Source organism: Sediminibacterium sp. TEGAF015, assembly GCF_025997995.1.
Taxonomy (GTDB): Bacteria; Bacteroidota; Bacteroidia; order Chitinophagales; family Chitinophagaceae; genus Sediminibacterium.
This window is the reverse complement of sequence record NZ_AP026683.1, coordinates 1,281,501-1,300,154: the sequence shown is the minus strand read 5'-3', so window position 1 is coordinate 1,300,154 and position 18,654 is coordinate 1,281,501. Positions and strand designations below refer to the sequence as shown.

The window sequence follows — 18,654 nt, the reverse complement described above, 5'->3', positions numbered from 1 at the left end:
TATAAAATATATTTGTATGGAAATTAAAATCGGTTCCCAAGACGTTTTGAAAACGATTAATATTATTGCTTGGATTATTTTTATTGGCCTATGTATTGAATCTGGTGGTATTATATTCAATGCTTTCTACACAGTATTTATCAATCCCATTGGAGCAAAAAACTTTTGGATGAAGGCGGATTTATCTGATGTCTATGCATTAGATAAGGGTTATTTTATCGTGGTCATTGTGCTAATGAGCATTGTATCTCTTTTGAAAGCATTGATGTTTTATTTAATAATCAAGTTGTTTCATAATCCTGATTTTCATTTTACACAGCCGTTTAATCGCATTTTGGATAAGTTTATTTCCTATTTAGCTTATTTATCTTTTGGTATAGGACTTTTTTCAATATGGGGTATTCGCTATTGTGATTGGTTGACCCTAAAGGAAATTTCTGTTCCTTCATCACAAAGTTTACGTATGGCCGGAGGTGATGTCTGGTTATTTATGTGTGCCATTTTATTCGTAATTGCTTTTATTGTTAAGCGTGGTGTGGAAATACAAACTGAAAATGAATTAACTGTTTAAGTATGCCAATAATTGTTAATTTGGATGTAATGATGGCAAGACGAAAAATGTCATTGAATGAATTGTCAGAAAAAGTAGGGTTAACGCTGTCTAATCTTTCTATTTTGAAAACAGGCAAAGCAAAAGCGATTCGGTTCAGTACCTTAGAAGCAATTTGTCAAGTCCTTGATTGTCAACCTGGTGATATACTTGAATTTGTTGAGGAAGAATAAAGTATTTAAAAGTTTGAGTTTCATAATATTTATTATTAATTTAATGCAACACTCAATAATTTCTTATGCCTAAGTATGTAATTGAAAGAGAAATCCCTGGTGCAGGTAATATCCCTGCTGATACTATTAGCGAAGTAAAAACAATGATTGATCCCACCACTGCAGAATAAGACGGCATTGAAATCGACATCTACCTTTAGGTTAATTTTGGCAGCGATTACATTTCTGGTTGTATTCTTTTTTATGAATGTCTTTGTTTTTTCAGTAGTCTCATTGCCCAATCGTTTTGTTTTTGTAAAGCCATTTTTCTCTTTTTCATTGGCTATTGTAGTGGCAAGATTTGTCTGGGGACTAAGTAGCAAAGTAAATATCAGTATTGCTTCTTATGCTGTTATAGGTGCCTTTCTTTTAGGTGGGATTGGATTTATCGCTGGATTTTTTGGGCCTATCATTTTTAGACCTGATGCCAATCTAGGACCTTTATTGGGTATATTTTTCACAGGCCCCATTGGCTTTGTTCTTGGGCTTATTGCAGGAGCCATTTATGGTATTTTCAAAAAAAAATCTACAAAAGAATAGAATTTACATTCTTCTGACTTTCTATCCAATCTCATGGGTCAATTTTGCATCAATGCAAAATACCATGAAAAGTTTCATTGAATACATTCCCATTTTTACCACATTATTTTCCATTTATTTTTTCAGAGAAATTTGGGGACATTACCAACATAAGAAAACTGCTTATCTGCTGTGGTGGTCATTGGGTGTGCTAACTTTTGGACTGGGAACGTTGGCAGAAAGTATTAATGCATTAGTAGGTTGGAGTATTCCCAATGTTCGGTATTGGTATATTGTTGGTGCTTTATTAGGAGGATATCCACTTGCTCAGGGGAGTGTTTATTTATTGATGAAGAAGAAGTTCGCTGATATAACAAGTAGTTTATTTATTTTTTTAATTGTTCTCGCATCGGTTTTTGTGATTCTCACGCCCATATCAATTCCAGAAAATTTTGATTATAAACTTTCGGGTAAAGTTTTTGAGTGGGAGTGGGTTCGGTATTTCTCTCCATTTATTAATCTATATGCTTTTATCTTTTTGGTAGGAGGTGCTGTTTTTTCTGCTATTAGGTACTATCGGCAAGGGATTAAAGAAGCGCCATTCAAAGGGAATATTTTTATTGCCATTGGTGGTTTATTGCCAGGAATAGGCGGTTCATTTACTCGAGCGGGTTATGTTGAAGTATTGTATGTTACTGAATTTGTTGGACTCTTGCTCATTTATTACGGATATAGAATTATCAAGCTGAATAAAGCAAATTGATAGTCCCCTCTATTTATAGTTAAGATTTAATACTGCTCGCTCCAACTAAAAGCATCTTTAACTATTTGATTTTTTTCTTTTTTTAGATAGTTTAAATAGGCTTCTGCAACAGGTGAATGTTTTTTGCCTTTAAGCCAGATTAAGCTCCAGGTAGTTTTTACTGGCATGCCTTTAACTGGTATAATAAATAATTGTTTATTCATTAATTCATTCTTTATGCCAATGATTGGCATAATGGAATAGCCTAAGCCTGCTATGATTGCTTGTTTTACTGCTTCATTGGTACTCAGTTCCATTTTTTTGAGTACGGAAAGTTTTTTCTTTTGGATAAATTGTTCCATTGCTTGCCTAGTTCCAGAGCCCTTTTCACGGAAAATCAAGGGAAGGTCTTCTATATTTTTGTTTGTTTTTTCATTCCCAATAAGAAATAGTTTATTCGGTAGTAATTCTATTTTTTCAATATTAATTGCAGCAGGCAAGATAGATACCAAAGCAAAATCAACCTCATTCTTTTCGAGACTTTCAATCACTTTGGATTTATTGGTTACATCCATGTTTAATTGAATGCCACTGTTTTTATTGATGAACTCTGTAAGAAAATATGGCATTAGGTATTTTCCAGTGGAAACAACGGCTAATTTTAATTTCCCGGTCATTTGACCTTTAAAAGCCAGTGTTTTGTTATTGATGGCATTAACCTGGTAAATAATATTTTCTGCTGAAACAGCTATTTCTTTGCCAAAATCAGTAATATAAATTTTTCTTCCTACTATTTCTGTTAAGGGGATATCAAACTGATCCTGAAAGTTTTTTAGCTGAATTGAAACAGCTGGCTGAGTTAAGTGCAGTTCTTCTGCTGCTTTGGTGATACTTTCTGTTTCTACAATTTTTAAGAAAATCTGTAACTGATTTAAGGTATAATTCATAAAAATAGTTTATGATTAATATTATAAAGATAAATAAAAAATATAAATGGCTTTCCCTCAATTTTGCACCATTCATAAATAACCCTCTATATGAAGAAAGCTGGTTGGCAGATTATTCTTGGTTTAATTGTTTTTTTAAGCGCAATAATAATTTCATTTGAATCTGAGAATGCCCTTAATAGCCAGCTTTGGTCATCTTTATCAGTGATTATAGCCCTTTTTACCATTCATCATCAGGCAGCAATGCCCAAAAAGGAAAATACAAATGAATAGGAGATTGTTTATTGTTTGTCCTTTTGCCAATCTGGAATATTTACTCAAACAACAATTTGGGAATGATTCACTTTTTCTTTCTGTTCCTGCAGGTCTGGTTCATGCATCTGACAATATTTTCCTAGACAACCTTAAAGCAATGGTAGCTGTAAATTGTATTAATGAAATATATGTTGTGAATGAGGTATCGAATCCAATTGTTACATCAATCATCAATAATGAATATAAGCGGGATATTACTTGTTTGAATCCTGTTGCTGATCTTAAAGAGGAATATTGGTTGGAAAAGTTTGCTGGTTTATCTAAATATCAACAAACACTTAAAATGGCTGAATTAATAGTAGAACAATCAATGCAACTGATTCGATCTGTTTTTACTTCAACGCATACTTCAACCATTTTATCTGTCACTGTAAAAGGTATCGTAATTTCTAAAGAAGCGAGATTCGTAAAAGAACTGAAAAGAATGAATCGCTATAAAATTGCTTATGGACTTTAATCTACTGCTTGAAAATCTAACCAATCCGGCACTGTTGTTTTTTATATTAGGAATTGTGGCTGTTTGTGTAAAAAGCGATTTGGAAATTCCCAATAACTCGTCGAAGTTTATTTCTCTCTATTTGTTGTTTGCAATTGGATTTAAAGGGGGGCAGGAATTATCTCATGAGCAATTCAATCTTGAAATATTGGGAACCATGCTATTAGGGATTGCTATTTCTATTGTGATTCCAACATATACTTTTTTTATATTGAAAATGCGATTGGGCATATACAATGCTGGTGCAATTGCAGCTTCCTACGGATCTGTAAGCGCAGTTACTTTTGTAACTGCAGTTTCCTATTTAGAAGCACATCAGTTGAACTTGCACGGCCATATGGTAGCAATTATGGCCATGATGGAATCTCCTGCCATTATTGTGGGACTTTTATTAATCAATTTCTTTAATACAGAAGAGTCCAATATTATTAGAAAAAGAGAAGTGTTCAAGCATTCATTTACCAATGGATCTGTACTGTTGATTTTGGGTAGTTTATTTATTGGTTTTGTTGCTGATGCTAAACAGGCAGAAGGTATCAAGCCATTTACCAATGATTTATTTAAGGGGTTTCTTGCCATTTTTTTACTTGATATGGGTATAACCAGTGGTAAGAAACTAAAGGCCTTTTTCTCTTTCGGCTTATTTCCTTTCTTATTTGCCTTTTTTATACCTCTCATTAATGGAGTAATATTCGCCTATTTCAGTACCTGGGTTACAGATGACATCAGTAATCGCTTTGTGATAGCCATATTAGCTGCAAGTGCGTCCTATATTGCAGTGCCAGCAGCTATGAAAATTTCGGTTCCTCAAGCGAACCCAGGATTATTCCTGCCAATGGCACTAGCGGTTACCTTTCCTGTAAACATAACGATAGGAATGCCGTTGTATTTTTTTGTTGTACAAAATACTTGACAATATCTTCTGGTATAGGTATATTTAGTAAAAACTTATATGAAAAATAAGATACTGAATATATTTTCCATTTTATGTGCGTTGCTTTTTTTAAATGGGGGCTTAAATAAGGTGTTCAACTATATTCCAGTACCAACGGATTTACCTGCTGCATTAGTGGCCGATAATGCTGCTTTTATGGAAATAGCGTGGTTGATGCCTTTGGTTGCCGTTGCAGAAATATTAGGTGGTTTGTTACTGATTTTTAGAAAAACCAGAGCTCTCGGTGCAATAATACTTTTCCCAATCATGATTGGTATTGTTCTTATTCATGCCACAGTTGCCCCAAGTGGATTGCCATTGGCTATTGGTTTATTCCTGATTTTGGGCTGGATTATGTTAGAGAATAAGAATAAATATTTAAGCCTATTAGACTGATTCATAGCGATAAAGAAATTTTATTTTTTTCTATGTTTTAGACTGGCACAATATTGGCTTCAGAGTTAAGACTTTTTGTTTTAATTCAAAACTAGCCATATGATAACGGTTATTATTCCAACTTTAAATGAAGAAGAAACCATTCAAAATGTAATACAATTTGCATGGTCTCAGCCAAATGTTACTGAAGTAGTAGTAGTAGATGATAAGTCAATAGATGCTACTGTAGCAATTGCTGTTGCAAATGGTGCTAAAGTAATAACTAGTACAAAATTGGGTAAAGGTGCATCTATGAAAGATGGAGTACTGTTTGCCTCAAACCCTATTGTGGCATTTCTGGATGGCGATATTGATCCATATCCGCATTATACTGTTCAATTATTAACTGAGCCAATTCTTAGTGGGGAGGTTGATTTTGTGAAATCCTCATTTAGTAGAAATGCAGGAAGAGTAACCGAGTTAGCTGCTAAACCTTTATTAAGTATTTTCTTTCCTGAGCTTTTAAAATTTAGTCAGCCTTTAAGTGGGATGATTGCTGGTAAAAAAGAGCTTTTTGAACAATTAGAATTTAGAGAGGACTATGGAGTAGATATCGGCATTTTAATAGACATGTATTTAATGAATGCTAAGATGAAAGAGGTTGAAATAGGATATATCGAAAATAAAAGTAAACCTTGGCAAGCGCTCGGTAAAATGAGTAAAGAAGTTGCGCAGACAATTATAATAAAGGCAGCAAATTCAAATAATCCAAGATATAATTTTGAAGAACTAGGGGTACTTAACGAAATCCGTTCTCAAATGGACTTGGCTTTACATGCTAATTTGAATTCAATGGAGAAGTTGATTGTTTTTGATATGGACAATACTTTGTTGAGAGGAAGATTTATAGATGCCTGTGCAGAAAGATTTGATTTTAAATCAGCTTTGATGAATATTCGTTCCTCTGACACAGATCCTATTTTATTGACCAAGCATATTGCGACACTTTTGCGCGATAAATCTCATCAAGAGCTTATAGATGTAGTTGATCAAATTCCAATTGTGGAAGGAACTGCCCAAATTATAAAAGAACTAAAGGCGAAAGGATATATCATTGGTATCATTTCTGATAGTTATGATTGTATTACGCATCATATAAAAAACAAGTTAGGTATGGATTTTTCTCTTTCTAATGAGCTGGAATTTTCCAAAGGTATTTGTACTGGTGAGGTTAAAATCCCTTCTTTTCTTTTCAATAATGCTAAAAGTGTTTGTAGACATTCACTTTGTAAAACCAATGCGGTCATTAGTTTGTTAGACAAATATCAAATACCCAAAGAAAACTGTATTGCCATTGGGGATAGTATGAACGATTTATGCATGATTAAAGAAGCTGGCCTAGGTATTGCATTTTGTTCTAAGGATGAACTATTAAATCATCACGCAGATATTATTATTACGGAGCTAAGTTTTGATGAATTGCTATCTATTGCATAAGTTTTATAATTGATATATAACAGATTCATATGGCTGTAATATATTACCACTGACAGTAGGGTAGTTTTGTATCAAGGGTTTTAGATTTTTCAAATCATAGCCGGTATTTATGCTTGCTTTTTCTTTACTAAAATTTAGCAATACCAGTATTTTGTTACCCTTCCATTCCCTTGTGTAAGCATACACTTGTGGATGATTACCTTGTAAGAGGGTATATTTCCCATATGTCAACACTGGGTTGTTCTTTCTGAGGGCAATCATTTTTTTACAATAGTTTAAGATGCTGTTTTCATCTTTTTCCTGATTGGCAAAGTTGATTTTTGAGTAATTTTTATTTATCGATATCCAGGGAGTTCCTGTAGTGAATCCCGCATTTTGGCTGGCGTCCCATTGGAATGGGGTACGTCCATTGTCTCTGCATTCAAACTGCTTTCTTTTAAGAAATGATACGATGTCTCCTTTTTTGGCTACTAAACTTTTGTATTCATTTAAAGTGGGCATGTCTCTGTATTCTTCAATTCTTGTAAAGCCTGCATTGGTCATACCTAATTCATCGCCATTGTATAAATAGGGGGTTCCTCTCATCGAGAGAATAAAAGTGTTTAACATTTTTGCAGACGCTTCCCTAAATGAATCACTATCATTTCCAAAACGGCTCACCATTCTAGCCTGATCATGGTTAGCTAAAAAGATGGATATCCAACCCTTTTTAGAAAATGCACTATCCCATTTGCTAAATGTCTTTTTAAAATGCAGTAAATCGTATCCTTCTGCTTTGGCAATATCTACCCCTTCAAAAGCATATGCCATATTCAGTTCTTTCCTGTCAGCATCTACCAGATTATGCGCATCTTCAAAGCTGTTGCCGGCTCCTTCTGCCACACTCATAACATTGTATTTGCTTAATACTTCCCGGTTCATTTCCTGTAAATAATCATGAATTCCGGGAACCATTGAATAATAAGCCATGAAATTCTTTTCATATCCCTTTGGAAAAGCGGGGAAAGTAGTGTCCTTGGCGGCAAATCCAAAAGCATCTAATCTGAATCCGTCAATGCCCTTATTGGCCCAGAATTTCATGATATCGTAGACTTCTTTTCTAAGTGCAGGATTTTCCCAGTTCAGATCAGGTTGTTTTCTGGAAAAGTAATGCAGGTAATAGGCATTAGTAGTAGAATCATACATCCAGGCATCGTGATTGATATCGAATAAGCTATAACGGTAATTGGGCTTACCTCTTTCAGCATCCCACCAATGGTAATAGTTTCTGTATTTACTTGTTCTGGAGCTTTTGCTTTGTTTGAACCATTCGTGTTCATCACTGCTATGATTTACCACTAAATCCATAACGAGTTTAATATCTCTTTCGTGCAATCCTTTCAGCAGGGTGTCAAAATCTTCCATGCTGCCAAACTCCTTCATGATATTTCTATAGTCGCTGATATCATAACCATTGTCATCATTGGGGGAAGTATAAATTGGATTTATCCAGACTGCTGTAACACCAAGACTCTTGATATAATCTAGTTTGGAAATAATTCCTTTTAAATCGCCAATGCCGTCTCCATCACTGTCTTTAAAACTTCTTGGATAAATCTGATAAATGATGGCTTCTTTCCACCAATCCTTTATTTCCGCTTTATGCTCAGTAATAGTTGAAGGATTCGTTTCGCAACTAAAAAGAAGCGTACTCATGAAGAGAATTAAAATGCTGGAAAATCTGGAGCGCATGGTACTGGTATTTTCTATAAATTTAATGGAGATTGAGTGTAGTTTGCACCTATTATTTATAAGACTTGAATAATCTTTTTACCATACTGCCTGATTTAATAGGAACATTTGCTTTTGCCATGAGTGGAATTAAAATGGCCTCAAAGAAAAATGTAGACTGGTTTGGCGCATTTGTAATTGGCCTGGTTACCGCAATTGGTGGCGGTACAGTTAGAGATTTGTTGTTAGATATTACTCCTTTTTGGATGCTGGATAGTCGATATTTTGTTACTACCGGTGTAGCCTTATTGGCTACCCTAGTTTTCAAAGAAAAATTAATGCGCTGGTCGAATACGCTTTTTTTATTTGATACAATTGGATTAGGTCTGGTAACCATTATTGGCATCTCTAAATGTATGGATGCAGGTTTCCCTTTTTGGGTTTGTATTGTGATGGGTACTATTACAGGATCAATAGGTGGGGTATTAAGAGACGTGCTTTTAAATGAAGTGCCTTTACTGTTACAAAAAGATATTTATGCGATGGCCTGTGTAATAGGAGGACTGGTTTATTTTCTGTTTCTTAAATTGAATATGACGAAAGATACGGCGGCACCTATTGCAGCATTAAGTGTGATGTTGGTTCGCTTGGTAGCAATTCAGTTTCATATTCATCTGCCTGTACTTAGATCGGTACACGATAAAACCAAAGACACTCAATTACCTAAATAATAATCCCCCACACAATGAAACCAATTAAAGTTGAAGTAAAATGGGCCATTTTATTTTCCATAATGACCTTGATTTGGATGGTATTAGAAAAAGTTGCTGGATTACATGGTAAATATATTGATTACCATATGTATTTAACGAATCTATTTGCCATCCCTGCTATATGGATAATGGTGTTGGCACTAAAAGAAAAAAAGAAATTAGATTATGGTGGTAATATCAGTTATATGCAAGGATTCTTATCTGGACTCTACCTCTCTTTGATTATTGCTGCACTGACCCCATTAACTCAATGGATTACTACGTATATTATTACTCCAGAATATTTTCCCAACGTTATCAAACGTTCTGTTGAAATTGGGTACTATAAAACAACAGAAGAAGCTGTTGTTAATTTTAATTATAAAAATTATGCCGTTCAAGGTACTATTGCTGCTTTTGTTATGGGCCTTATCACCACCAGCATCGCTATGATTTTTATAAGAACAAAAAAGCCTTAGCAGATAACTTTGTAATAAAAAATTTTCATTTAGGCTAAAGCTTGCAATATATCTGCGAGAATATCTTCCTTGTTTTCCAGACCTACACTGATTCGTATCAAACCTGGTGTAATATTTACAGCCTGTCTTTCTGCTTCTGTTAATTTGGCGTGTGTTGTGCTTGCTGGGTGAGAAGCAATACTTCTGGTGTCTCCCAGATTGGCGGTAAGTGAGAGCATTTGCAGTCGGTCTAAAAATTTTCTGCCAGCTTCAATCCCCCCCTTTAATTCAAAACAAACAATGCCACCACCGTTTTTCATTTGTTTAACTGCAATACCATGATGAGGATGTGAAGTAAGGAATGGATATTTCAATTGTGCAATCGCTGGATGATTTTCCAAAGCTTTTGCTAGGAACAACGCATTGGCTGCATGCCTTTCCATTCTTACATCCAGGGTTTCTAAACTCTTGCTCAGCACCCAGGCATTAAAAGGGGACAAAGCCGGACCTGTACTTCTGCAGAATAGATAAATTTCTTTAATCAATTCTTTTTTGCCCACAATAGCTCCTCCTAAAACTCTACCTTGTCCGTCTAACCATTTCGTTGCAGAATGAACCACTAGGTCAGCCCCAAAATCAATAGGAGTCTGGTTTACAGGAGTGGCAAAGCAATTGTCTACATTCAGAATAATATGGTGTTTTCTGGCAATCTTGCCAATCATTTCTAAGTCCAGTATTTCCAGTCCCGGATTGGTAGGTGTTTCCAGATAAATCATTTTGGTATTGGGGGTAATGGCTGCTTCCCAGTCTTCAGCAGTTGCATTCGCATCAATATAGCCGTATTCAATTCCGTACTTTGGCAGATACTTGGAGATTACGGTATGTGTACTTCCGAAAATGGAATTACAGGATAGCAATCTGTCGCCTTGTTTTAACAGCGCCATAAAGGAACCAAAAACGGCACTCATGCCTGATGCTGTGGCATAACCTGCTTCTGCTCCTTCCAATGCTACCAGTTTGTCTATAAATTCCTGAACAGTAGGATTACTGAATCTTGAATAAATATTATCATCTGATTCATCTGCAAAAGCAGCCCTCATTTCTTCTGCATTATCAAAACAAAAACTACTGGTTAAAAACATAGGAGTCGAGTGCTCCATTTCGTTGGTTCTTTCTGTCTGAATTCGGATGGCTTTTGTTTCTTTTTTCATCTGCTGCCGCTACTTTTAAAAATTTACATAAAGGTACGCTTCAGTTGTCTTTATTTTGCGTAAGAATTCCGGCAAATGGCATTACAGACTTTTACCCATACGGCAGCTTTTTTATTAGAGAGTGGATCAAGTATCCAGGAACTACAAATTGCCTATCATACTTACGGTAACTACCATCCCGGTAAGTCTAAAGTGGTTTGGATTTGTCATGCTTTAACTGCCAATGCGGATGCAGCAGATTGGTGGAAGGGATTGGTGGGGAATGAGTCTTTCATCAATCCATCTGATTATTTTATAGTTTGTGCTAATATCATCGGTTCCTGTTATGGATCAACTGGTCCCTTGAGTATAAACCCGGCAACAAAAGCGCCCTATTTTTCTGAGTTCCCGATGGTGACCATTAGAGATATGGTAAAAGCCCATATTGCTTTAAGGGCTTATCTGGGTATCGATAGCATTGATTTGTTGATGGGTGGCAGCATGGGCGGCTATCAGGTACTGGAATGGGCGTTGATGGAGCCTGAAGCTATTCAAAAGCTTTTTTTAATCGCTACTTCTCCTTCCGAGTCAGCCTGGGGGGTAGCGGTGCATACAGCACAACGACTGGCTATTGAAGCAGATTGTACCTGGAAAGACCATGCACCAAATGCTGGAGCTGCTGGATTAAAAGCGGCCAGAGCCATTGGCATGCTTACTTATCGGAATTATGCTACTTTTCAGGAAAGACAAACCGATCCGGATCCGGAAAAGATTGATGGATTCAAAGCTTCGTCCTATATCAATTATCAGGGTGATAAATTAGTGAACCGATTTAACGCGTACAGTTACTGGCTGCTAACCAAAGCCATGGATAGTCACCATTTGGCAAGAGGCAGAGGCGGTGATTTGGGAAAAGCATTAAGTCAGATTCATCAACCCACATTGATTATCGGGATTGATTCTGATATCCTTTGTCCTGTTGCAGAACAAGCATTCATGGCCAATCATATGCCAGATGCGCAATTTCATATTATTGACTCAACATACGGGCATGATGGCTTCATCATTGAAACACAACAAATCAGTTCTTTACTAGCGCCATTCCTTCCATAAAGTGCTGAGTTCAATTTAGAGTGGATGGTATTTTTTAACCGCTTGTTGGTAAACAGTAGCCTTATTTAAAGTCATAGGCTTTGTTTTTTGATCAATATACATTTGCATTTGATCGGTATAATGCGGGGAATCTTTTCTAGCAGATGCACCATACACATTTACAGATTCAATAATCGGTCCATCTTTCGTGAATTTAACCAATTCTATATATGCATCACCCTGATTGCCTTTGTACATTCCGTCTTTATAGGGAATGGAATACATAGGCGCTAGCAAATCAGGTAAGCCCGGTAGGGGTAAAGCTACATTTCCACGAACCAGTTTTTGAACCTCACCCAATTGTAAATTGGTTCTGTTGAATTGCTGCAACATAGTGGCTTTGGTAGATCTGAGAATTCCAACAGCATCTTCTAATCCTATAAAACCTTGTTTCATAAACACACTTCGTTTGGGAACGATATCATGATACACCATAAAGAAAGTACCTGCTCCTATATTGGTTGCGTCGCCTTTTTTATCCCAGTTTTTAAGTTGCACAATCAAATCTGCAATGTCAGGATATGTCGTTTCATCTAAGAGAAATAAGCTGTCAATATTATAGGGGAAATAAAAGGTGGAGGGAAACTGCCGGTCAAATTTGATTCGCTTAAAATCTTCATAGCTCACTTTATTCAATGGCTGTACCAATGCTTCCCATCTTTTGCTGCGATTGTTTTCCAGTGTCTCATATCCCATAGTGCTGTCGGTAATCACTGGATTTTCCTTTCCCTCTGTAGAATGAAAAGGAGAGTGGTTGGTATTGTATACAAATCCTGAGGAAGGCTGTAATACTTGCGGTAATGCACTAATGGGATGTAATTCATTCCATAAGGTCTTGCTGGTATTGCCAGGCAGGGTAGACTTCCAATTGTATCCTTTAGGACGTACGGGTATTCTACCATTACTAATATAATAAATGGTATCGTATTTATCTGCGTACACAATATTATATCCTGGAATGGCGCGCATTTCTAATGCTGCTTTGAATTCAGTAAAGTTTTTGGCTTTGTTAAAACGATACCATTGTTCTAATCCACGAATATCCATTTGCGCCGGCATACGGATGGAGAAAGTGCCTCTTTTTGTTATGATGGTTGGGCCGTATTTGCTCCAATGAAGATCTCTAATTGCACTAAGTGTCATTAATTTAAACTTTACTGGAATTCTCGTCTCTTTTACTTCAAGGGTTTCCCAGTTTCCATCAAATAAATATTGGTTCTTGTTTTTGGGATGCATTTCTAATTGATATACATCTAGTTTGTCTGGCTCATTTACCGTATGAGCCCATCCTAGGTGTTCATTTACGCCATGTAAAATACTGGGGGCGCCAGGAAAATTGGCACCGAGTATATTCCATCCTTCTTCACTGTTTAAATGCGCTTCATAGAAAGCCACGGGTCCTTCTAAAGGTTGATGGGCATTGATGGCCAGATAGGTATTTCCATCTGTTGTTTTTTTACTATTAAAGGCGAAAGCATTACTGCCCTGCGTTTTAAAATTTTCCAATAAGGGAACAGTTCCCCCAAAAATGGAAGACAATGCTTTGTCGGCTCCTGATAAAATGCACAATTGCAATACAGAATATCTAATCATTGCTTTAGGAGTAACCGGGAATAGGTTTTTTAATAAAACTTCATTATTGTGTTTTTCTGCATAGGCATTTAGGCCCTCACAATATCCCTGCAATACTTTTTTGAAATCGGCTGAAAGGTCTCTCTCATAACGGTCTTCCACTAGTTCAGGAATTCTGAGTAAACGAACTATATAATCCACCTGGGCTCCTTCTCTTCCCTTGTATCTGGCAAGCATCCCGTTGCCAGCCATCAAGGAAAGTTGAATGGTTTCAAAGTCGTCTTCTGCATGTGCCCAAGCCAGCCCATAGGCAACATCTGCATCAGTTTTGCCGAAAATATGCGGCACGCCCCATTTATCACGGATAATATCAATTTGATTGGGGTCTCTATAGGTTTCCAGCTCAATCTTTATTTGAGCAGTAAGGTTTACGGAATAAATTAGAAAGAAAACGATGGAGAATAGTTTGCGCATGCAGCTTTTTTTAAGGATAACAAATCTAAGGGGATAAGGTTGATTGAACTAAATTGGTTTACCCCTGTTATCTTTGTATAAAATTACCAATATGGGTATCTGGAATCAAATTCAACAATACTTATTTATTAAGAAAGCAGATCCAAACGCTCCCAAATCTCAGTGGATGAAGTATATGCATGGGATGAATCGTGTTTCCCTGGTAATGTTTTTGCTGGCAGTTATTTTTATCTTGATTAAACAAGTCATCATTCCACTCTTCCGATAACATTTTTGTAAGGCTACTTGTTAACAAGTGTTTCTTAATTTAATGGAAGTAATTTCCTACTTATTTTGAAGAAGATTTGAAATCAGGGATGCTGCATTTTTTGATGCATGACCTCCTTCTGCTAATTTTTTGTAAAGTTGTTGATACTCCGATTTTAGTTCGCTGATTTTTTGTGGATTGCTAGTGATAAATTGCAACTCCCTCGCCAGGTTAGCAGTGTTAAGTTCATCCTGAATCAATTCCTTTACAATTTCTTTGTCCATGATTAAATTCACAAGTGAGATGAATTTAATTTTGATCAATCGCCTGGCAATCTGGTAGCTAATGGCACTTCCCTTGTAACATACAATTTCAGGTACCCCAAATAAAGCCGTTTCGAGCGTGGCGGTGCCACTAGTAACCAATGCAGCAGTAGATGCTGATAATAAATGGTACGTACCATCTTTTACCACTTTTACATTTTGCTGCCCCTCTAAGAACGGTTCGTAAAATGCATCATCTTGGCCTGGTGCCTGTGCTACTACAAATTCATATTGCGGGAACTTATCTGCAACACTAAGCATGATGGGAAGTTTTTTGGCAATTTCCTGTTTGCGGCTTCCTGGTAATAAAGCAATGATTGGTTTTATATCGGACTGATTGGCCGATTTGAATTTTTCAATGACTTCAATAAGTGGATGTCCAACATAATGCACATCCCAATTCCAATTGTTTTTGAAATACGCTTTTTCAAAGGGTAAAATGCAAAGCATCAGATCAATGCATGTCTTCATTTTTTTTACCCTGTTGGCTTTCCAGGCCCAAACCTGCGGTGCAATATAGTATATCACTTTAATACCTTGTTTCTTGGCCCATTCGGCAATTCGAAGATTGAATCCAGGGTAATCAATTAAGATGATTGCATCGGGTTGATAGCTGATAATATCTTCTTTACAGAATCTCAAATTGCCCAATATAGTCGGTAGGTTTTTGATAACTTCTGTAAAACCCATGAATGCCAGATCTCTGTAATGCTTTACCAGATGGGCTCCTGTAGCTTGCATTAGGTCTCCTCCCCAGCATTTTATTTGAGCTGAAGGGTCTTGAACTTTCAATTGTTTTATCAGGTTGCTGCCATGCAAATCCCCACTGGCTTCTCCTGCAATTACATAGTATTTCATGGCGAATAACTAAAAAAATAGTTAAATAACTAAAAATTTAGTTGTTAAACTAAAAATTTAGTTATAAGTTTACTCCTGTAAATGTACATCATGAAACCATTAACCAAAGCAGAAGAGCAAATAATGCAAACCATCTGGAAGCTGGAAACCGCTTTCCTAAAAGATATTGTTGAAGCACAGCCTGAACCAAAACCACATAGTAACACGGTTGCGACTATTGTGAAAATATTGGTAGAAAAAAAGTTTGTGGGCATTACTCCAATTGGAAGAGTGCATCAATATTATCCAATGGTAACTAAAGAGGAATATTCTTCCAGTACCATTCGAAATTTAGTAGAAGGGTATTTTGAGGGGTCTTTTGCCGATGCAGTTTCCTTTATGGTAAAACAGAAAGACATCAGTGTAAAAGAGCTAGAGTTATTGTTGCAGGAAATGAAAAAATCTAAAAAATAATTGTATGCAAACCACCCTTTATTATTTTTTACAAGTAGTTTTTTGTTCTGCCATAATGATGGGATATTACTGGCTTGTGTTGCGCGATAATAAATTTCATCAATACAACCGATTCTATTTGTTGGCGATTACACTACTTTCCTGGCTGGTTCCTTTGATTAAAATACAGTGGAACGATTACAATGATGCCAATGATGCCCAAATATATTATTTGCTTTCAGCTGTAGCCACCAACAATTCTGAATTAGAAACCAGTTTCAGTCAGCATTGGTATTCCATTTCTTGGCAGAGGGGATTACAACTGCTATATATTGGAGGATCACTTCTTTTATTCATCAGTCTGATAGTGTCACTGATTCGCATTTTTCAGCTACTAAAGCGGAGTAGTGCTAAAAAAATGGGTACCATAGATCTAATCATGACCAATGCAAAAGGCACTCCTTATTCTTTCTTCCGTTTTATATTCTGGAATGAAGCCATTGATTTAAGCAGTAAAACCGGCCAACAAATTTTGCAACATGAAATTACGCATGTAAAAGAAAAGCACTCATTTGATAAACTATTGATGCAAAGTGTTTTGATTGTAGGTTGGCTGAATCCAATTTTCTGGTGGATTCAAAAAGAGCTGCACATGATTCATGAGTTCATTGCAGATAAAAAATCTGTTGAGAGTGGAGATACAGCATCATTGGCACATATGTTATTGACTGCTGCCTACCCTCAACAAAGCTTCCATTTAACCAATCCCTTCTTTTTTTCACCCATCAAAAGACGTATTGCCATGTTAAGTAAATCCAACACAAGGTTCAGCTATTTAAGAAGATTGATTGTATTGCCCTTGCTGGCTGTAATTATTGTATTAGTGGCATTTAGAAATGCACCACCCACAGAGCCTATATCTGTTGAAACATTTGTAAAAACCATTTATAAAGATGTTGCCGGCAGCCCTGTTACTCCCATTTCACCTATGACAGTTAGTTTGAAAAAAGACTACACCATTGTCATCAATGCAGGACATGGTGGGGCAGATAAGGGAAGTGTAGGTGTGGATGGTAAATCTTTTGAATCCCAATTGACACTTGAGCTGGCCAAAACCATCCAATCTATGAACCAGAATAGCCGATTGAATCTAGTTTTCACGCGTACAGAAGATGAAACACATTCCGTTATGGAAATTGCTCAAAAAGCCAATAGATCTAACCCGGATTTGTTTTTGTCTTTGCATTATAATGCATCCAATAATGCAACCCTTTCCGGAACTGAAATTTATATAGCCAGTCCGGGTAAAACCGATCGTTACAATAGTCATTTACAGTTTGCCAACCAGGTGGCTAATCAAGTGGATGATTTGAATTTGCCCTTTAATGGAATCAAGAGCAGGAAAGATGGGATATATGTATTGCAAAATGTTAACTGTCCAAGTATTCTTGTTGAGGCTGGCTACTTATCAAATCCTAGTGATTTGGAAATAATCACTTCATCCAGTTTCAGAGAATCATTGGCAGTTGCCATTTTGAATGGTGTTCAAAAATATCTGGCGGAGACTGAGTACAGTCAAAAGCCCACTCTTACAAAACAAAATGATGATTTTATAAAAGCAGAAAAAGATACAGTTCAACTCTTAGTTAAGAAAATTGAATCTGCGCCAGGTAAACTAACTTTTGATTCTGTAAGGTCATTTTCTTTTAGTAAAAGTGCTGAAGGTTTGGGTAGTGGTTTAAAATTATTTGCAAAAAACGGACAAAAGCCACTTGTTATATTAAATGGAAAACAAGTAGATTATGAAAGTTTGAACGAGATGAATCCCAATGAAATTGTATCAATAAATGTGCTTAAAAAGGAAGCAGCTACCTCTAAATACGGGACAGAAGGAATTAATGGTGTGTTAGAGGTAGTAACTAAAGATGCTAATCTCAAAAATATTAATCCATTTCATGAAGAAGATAAGAATGATCGGTCTGGTATAAAATCATTTATGAAGCGTAATACTGGAGTTGCTAATGTTTCTTGGAACCATCAATTAAAAACTATGGAAATCTTATTAAAGGATGGAACTAAAGAAAAATATATGCTCAATAATTCAGCTAGTATGAGAGGGGCTGAAGAAAAATATGGGAAACTCCCTATACCTGCGCCACCGCCACCTCCTGTTATAGAGCGTTCTAATCAATTAAAAGAAGAAAGCTATAATAAAGTATTTACTCAAGCAGAAGTTCCTGCCTCATTCCCAGGCGGTAAAGAAGCTTGGCAAAAATATTTAGAAAGAAACTTGAATATAGATTTGCCAGTAATTAATGGAGGACCTCCAGGAAAATACACTGTTATTGTTTCATTTATCGTTGCATCCGACGGGAGTATCAGTAATATAAAAGCGGATAATGATCCCGGATATAAAACGGCAGAAGAAGCTGTTAGAATAATCGTTAAAGGGCCTAAATGGGTTCCTGCTAAACAGAAAGGAAAAGCAGTTACTTCTAGAGTAAAGCAATCAATTACTTTTATGGTTAGCGAAGATTAATTAAACAAACCATTTAAAACCAAGGGAAATTAACGCATAAATACAAGTTGCGATGAATACTCCCTTGGCTGTTTTATCTTTTTGTTTGTTGATATAAACGGTAAAGACTATGGCATTGGCAATTAAAGCAATGCTGATAATGCCACTCAATAAAGATTTCTGCATCATTAGTACCTGAAAGAATTCATTCAAACTGAATAAGCTGAACTTCCAGTAGTAATAACCAAACAATCCAAAAACGGGCGCAATAAATCCCAACAAAAGGCCGAAAGGAATTGAATCTTTATTGAATAACATGAT

21 protein-coding genes are annotated in these 18,654 nt (G+C 36.2%); 15 read left to right on the top strand and 6 right to left on the bottom strand.

Annotated elements, in window-relative coordinates:
- The first annotated feature begins 16 nt into the window (after positions 1 to 16).
- The 4 genes from TEGAF0_RS05865 to TEGAF0_RS05850 all read left to right on the top strand — a co-directional run bounded on the left by TEGAF0_RS05865 (position 17) and on the right by TEGAF0_RS05850 (position 2,104).
- Positions 17 to 571, top strand: a complete 555-nt coding sequence (locus tag TEGAF0_RS05865) for a hypothetical protein (protein ID WP_264900830.1) — start codon at positions 17 to 19, stop codon at positions 569 to 571.
- 2 nt (positions 572 to 573) lie between these two features.
- Positions 574 to 783, top strand: coding sequence for a helix-turn-helix domain-containing protein (locus TEGAF0_RS05860; RefSeq protein WP_264900828.1), 210 nt, complete (start codon positions 574 to 576; stop codon positions 781 to 783).
- Positions 784 to 1,026: 243 nt separating this feature from the next.
- On the top strand, positions 1,027 to 1,362 hold the full coding sequence (locus TEGAF0_RS05855; RefSeq protein ID WP_264900827.1) for a hypothetical protein: 336 nt from the start codon (positions 1,027 to 1,029) through the stop codon (positions 1,360 to 1,362).
- Between the two features lie 52 nt (positions 1,363 to 1,414).
- On the top strand, positions 1,415 to 2,104 hold the full coding sequence (locus TEGAF0_RS05850) for a hypothetical protein (protein ID WP_264900826.1): 690 nt from the start codon (positions 1,415 to 1,417) through the stop codon (positions 2,102 to 2,104).
- 26 nt (positions 2,105 to 2,130) lie between these two features.
- On the opposite strand, the gene TEGAF0_RS05845 is transcribed toward TEGAF0_RS05850, so the two are convergent.
- Complete coding sequence (locus tag TEGAF0_RS05845; RefSeq protein WP_264900825.1) at positions 2,131 to 3,030, bottom strand: LysR family transcriptional regulator; 900 nt, start codon at positions 3,028 to 3,030, stop codon at positions 2,131 to 2,133.
- A gap of 90 nt (positions 3,031 to 3,120) precedes the next feature.
- Between TEGAF0_RS05845 and TEGAF0_RS05840 the strand changes: the two genes are divergently transcribed.
- The 5 genes from TEGAF0_RS05840 (at position 3,121) to TEGAF0_RS05820 (ending at position 6,647) form a co-directional block, all read left to right on the top strand.
- Positions 3,121 to 3,303 carry a hypothetical protein gene (locus tag TEGAF0_RS05840; protein ID WP_264900824.1) on the top strand — a complete coding sequence of 61 codons (183 nt, stop codon included), beginning with the start codon at positions 3,121 to 3,123 and terminating at the stop codon, positions 3,301 to 3,303.
- Entirely contained in the window at positions 3,296 to 3,802 is a 507-nt protein-coding gene (locus tag TEGAF0_RS05835; protein WP_264900822.1) for a hypothetical protein, read from the top strand. Before TEGAF0_RS05840 ends, TEGAF0_RS05835 begins: the two co-directional genes overlap by 8 nt.
- Entirely contained in the window at positions 3,792 to 4,754 is a 963-nt protein-coding gene (locus TEGAF0_RS05830; RefSeq protein WP_264900820.1) for a sodium-dependent bicarbonate transport family permease, read from the top strand. The genes TEGAF0_RS05835 and TEGAF0_RS05830 overlap by 11 nt, the downstream gene beginning before the upstream one ends.
- A gap of 39 nt (positions 4,755 to 4,793) precedes the next feature.
- Entirely contained in the window at positions 4,794 to 5,171 is a 378-nt protein-coding gene (locus tag TEGAF0_RS05825) for a DoxX family membrane protein (RefSeq protein WP_264900818.1), read from the top strand.
- 99 nt (positions 5,172 to 5,270) lie between these two features.
- Positions 5,271 to 6,647, top strand: coding sequence for an HAD-IB family phosphatase (locus TEGAF0_RS05820; RefSeq protein WP_264900816.1), 1,377 nt, complete (start codon positions 5,271 to 5,273; stop codon positions 6,645 to 6,647).
- Positions 6,648 to 6,650: 3 nt separating this feature from the next.
- On the opposite strand, the gene TEGAF0_RS05815 is transcribed toward TEGAF0_RS05820, so the two are convergent.
- The gene (locus tag TEGAF0_RS05815; RefSeq protein WP_264900814.1) at positions 6,651 to 8,342 is read right to left on the bottom strand and encodes a glycoside hydrolase family 13 protein; all 1,692 of its coding nucleotides are present in this window, start codon (positions 8,340 to 8,342) and stop codon (positions 6,651 to 6,653) included.
- Between the two features lie 101 nt (positions 8,343 to 8,443).
- Here TEGAF0_RS05815 and TEGAF0_RS05810 point away from each other — a divergent pair, with 101 nt between their 5' ends.
- Both TEGAF0_RS05810 and TEGAF0_RS05805 read left to right on the top strand, forming a co-directional pair.
- Complete coding sequence (locus TEGAF0_RS05810; protein ID WP_264900812.1) at positions 8,444 to 9,088, top strand: trimeric intracellular cation channel family protein; 645 nt, start codon at positions 8,444 to 8,446, stop codon at positions 9,086 to 9,088.
- 14 nt (positions 9,089 to 9,102) lie between these two features.
- Positions 9,103 to 9,588 (top strand): DUF4199 domain-containing protein, encoded by a 486-nt coding sequence (locus tag TEGAF0_RS05805; protein ID WP_264900810.1) that lies wholly within the window; start codon positions 9,103 to 9,105, stop codon positions 9,586 to 9,588.
- 29 nt (positions 9,589 to 9,617) lie between these two features.
- Here TEGAF0_RS05805 and TEGAF0_RS05800 read toward each other — a convergent pair whose 3' ends face one another.
- Complete coding sequence (locus tag TEGAF0_RS05800) at positions 9,618 to 10,778, bottom strand: trans-sulfuration enzyme family protein (RefSeq protein WP_264900808.1); 1,161 nt, start codon at positions 10,776 to 10,778, stop codon at positions 9,618 to 9,620.
- 75 nt (positions 10,779 to 10,853) lie between these two features.
- On the opposite strand from TEGAF0_RS05800, the gene TEGAF0_RS05795 reads away from it, so the two are divergent.
- Positions 10,854 to 11,870, top strand: a complete 1,017-nt coding sequence (locus TEGAF0_RS05795) for a homoserine O-acetyltransferase family protein (protein ID WP_264900806.1) — start codon at positions 10,854 to 10,856, stop codon at positions 11,868 to 11,870.
- A gap of 15 nt (positions 11,871 to 11,885) precedes the next feature.
- Here TEGAF0_RS05795 and TEGAF0_RS05790 read toward each other — a convergent pair whose 3' ends face one another.
- On the bottom strand, positions 11,886 to 13,955 hold the full coding sequence (locus TEGAF0_RS05790) for a penicillin acylase family protein (protein ID WP_264900804.1): 2,070 nt from the start codon (positions 13,953 to 13,955) through the stop codon (positions 11,886 to 11,888).
- 91 nt (positions 13,956 to 14,046) lie between these two features.
- Between TEGAF0_RS05790 and TEGAF0_RS05785 the strand changes: the two genes are divergently transcribed.
- Positions 14,047 to 14,223, top strand: coding sequence for a DUF6728 family protein (locus TEGAF0_RS05785; RefSeq protein ID WP_264900802.1), 177 nt, complete (start codon positions 14,047 to 14,049; stop codon positions 14,221 to 14,223).
- 56 nt (positions 14,224 to 14,279) lie between these two features.
- Here the strand turns inward: TEGAF0_RS05785 and lpxB are convergent, their stop codons facing one another.
- Entirely contained in the window at positions 14,280 to 15,383 is a 1,104-nt protein-coding gene (gene lpxB, locus TEGAF0_RS05780; protein ID WP_264900800.1) for a lipid-A-disaccharide synthase, read from the bottom strand.
- Positions 15,384 to 15,473: 90 nt separating this feature from the next.
- Between lpxB and TEGAF0_RS05775 the strand changes: the two genes are divergently transcribed.
- Entirely contained in the window at positions 15,474 to 15,836 is a 363-nt protein-coding gene (locus TEGAF0_RS05775; protein WP_264900798.1) for a BlaI/MecI/CopY family transcriptional regulator, read from the top strand.
- 4 nt (positions 15,837 to 15,840) lie between these two features.
- The gene (locus tag TEGAF0_RS05770; RefSeq protein ID WP_264900796.1) at positions 15,841 to 18,354 is read left to right on the top strand and encodes a M56/M15 family metallopeptidase; all 2,514 of its coding nucleotides are present in this window, start codon (positions 15,841 to 15,843) and stop codon (positions 18,352 to 18,354) included.
- Here the strand turns inward: TEGAF0_RS05770 and TEGAF0_RS05765 are convergent, their stop codons facing one another.
- Complete coding sequence (locus TEGAF0_RS05765; protein ID WP_264900794.1) at positions 18,355 to 18,651, bottom strand: hypothetical protein; 297 nt, start codon at positions 18,649 to 18,651, stop codon at positions 18,355 to 18,357.
- Positions 18,652 to 18,654: the final 3 nt, after the last annotated feature.

What these genes read in the sequence shown, in the direction of transcription:
- TEGAF0_RS05865 (WP_264900830.1), top strand. Translation starts at nt 17, where the DNA reads ATGGAAATTAAAATCGGTTCCCAAGACGTTTTGAAAACGATTAATATT.
- TEGAF0_RS05860 (WP_264900828.1), top strand. Translation starts at nt 574, where the DNA reads ATGCCAATAATTGTTAATTTGGATGTAATGATGGCAAGACGAAAAATG.
- TEGAF0_RS05855 (WP_264900827.1), top strand. Translation starts at nt 1,027, where the DNA reads ATGAATGTCTTTGTTTTTTCAGTAGTCTCATTGCCCAATCGTTTTGTT.
- TEGAF0_RS05850 (WP_264900826.1), top strand. Translation starts at nt 1,415, where the DNA reads ATGCAAAATACCATGAAAAGTTTCATTGAATACATTCCCATTTTTACC.
- TEGAF0_RS05845 (WP_264900825.1), bottom strand. Translation starts at nt 3,030, where the DNA reads ATGAATTATACCTTAAATCAGTTACAGATTTTCTTAAAAATTGTAGAA.
- TEGAF0_RS05840 (WP_264900824.1), top strand. Translation starts at nt 3,121, where the DNA reads ATGAAGAAAGCTGGTTGGCAGATTATTCTTGGTTTAATTGTTTTTTTA.
- TEGAF0_RS05835 (WP_264900822.1), top strand. Translation starts at nt 3,296, where the DNA reads ATGAATAGGAGATTGTTTATTGTTTGTCCTTTTGCCAATCTGGAATAT.
- TEGAF0_RS05830 (WP_264900820.1), top strand. Translation starts at nt 3,792, where the DNA reads ATGGACTTTAATCTACTGCTTGAAAATCTAACCAATCCGGCACTGTTG.
- TEGAF0_RS05825 (WP_264900818.1), top strand. Translation starts at nt 4,794, where the DNA reads ATGAAAAATAAGATACTGAATATATTTTCCATTTTATGTGCGTTGCTT.
- TEGAF0_RS05820 (WP_264900816.1), top strand. Translation starts at nt 5,271, where the DNA reads ATGATAACGGTTATTATTCCAACTTTAAATGAAGAAGAAACCATTCAA.
- TEGAF0_RS05815 (WP_264900814.1), bottom strand. Translation starts at nt 8,342, where the DNA reads ATGAGTACGCTTCTTTTTAGTTGCGAAACGAATCCTTCAACTATTACT.
- TEGAF0_RS05805 (WP_264900810.1), top strand. Translation starts at nt 9,103, where the DNA reads ATGAAACCAATTAAAGTTGAAGTAAAATGGGCCATTTTATTTTCCATA.
- TEGAF0_RS05800 (WP_264900808.1), bottom strand. Translation starts at nt 10,778, where the DNA reads ATGAAAAAAGAAACAAAAGCCATCCGAATTCAGACAGAAAGAACCAAC.
- TEGAF0_RS05795 (WP_264900806.1), top strand. Translation starts at nt 10,854, where the DNA reads ATGGCATTACAGACTTTTACCCATACGGCAGCTTTTTTATTAGAGAGT.
- TEGAF0_RS05790 (WP_264900804.1), bottom strand. Translation starts at nt 13,955, where the DNA reads ATGCGCAAACTATTCTCCATCGTTTTCTTTCTAATTTATTCCGTAAAC.
- TEGAF0_RS05785 (WP_264900802.1), top strand. Translation starts at nt 14,047, where the DNA reads ATGGGTATCTGGAATCAAATTCAACAATACTTATTTATTAAGAAAGCA.
- lpxB (WP_264900800.1), bottom strand. Translation starts at nt 15,383, where the DNA reads ATGAAATACTATGTAATTGCAGGAGAAGCCAGTGGGGATTTGCATGGC.
- TEGAF0_RS05775 (WP_264900798.1), top strand. Translation starts at nt 15,474, where the DNA reads ATGAAACCATTAACCAAAGCAGAAGAGCAAATAATGCAAACCATCTGG.
- TEGAF0_RS05770 (WP_264900796.1), top strand. Translation starts at nt 15,841, where the DNA reads ATGCAAACCACCCTTTATTATTTTTTACAAGTAGTTTTTTGTTCTGCC.
- TEGAF0_RS05765 (WP_264900794.1), bottom strand. Translation starts at nt 18,651, where the DNA reads ATGTTATTCAATAAAGATTCAATTCCTTTCGGCCTTTTGTTGGGATTT.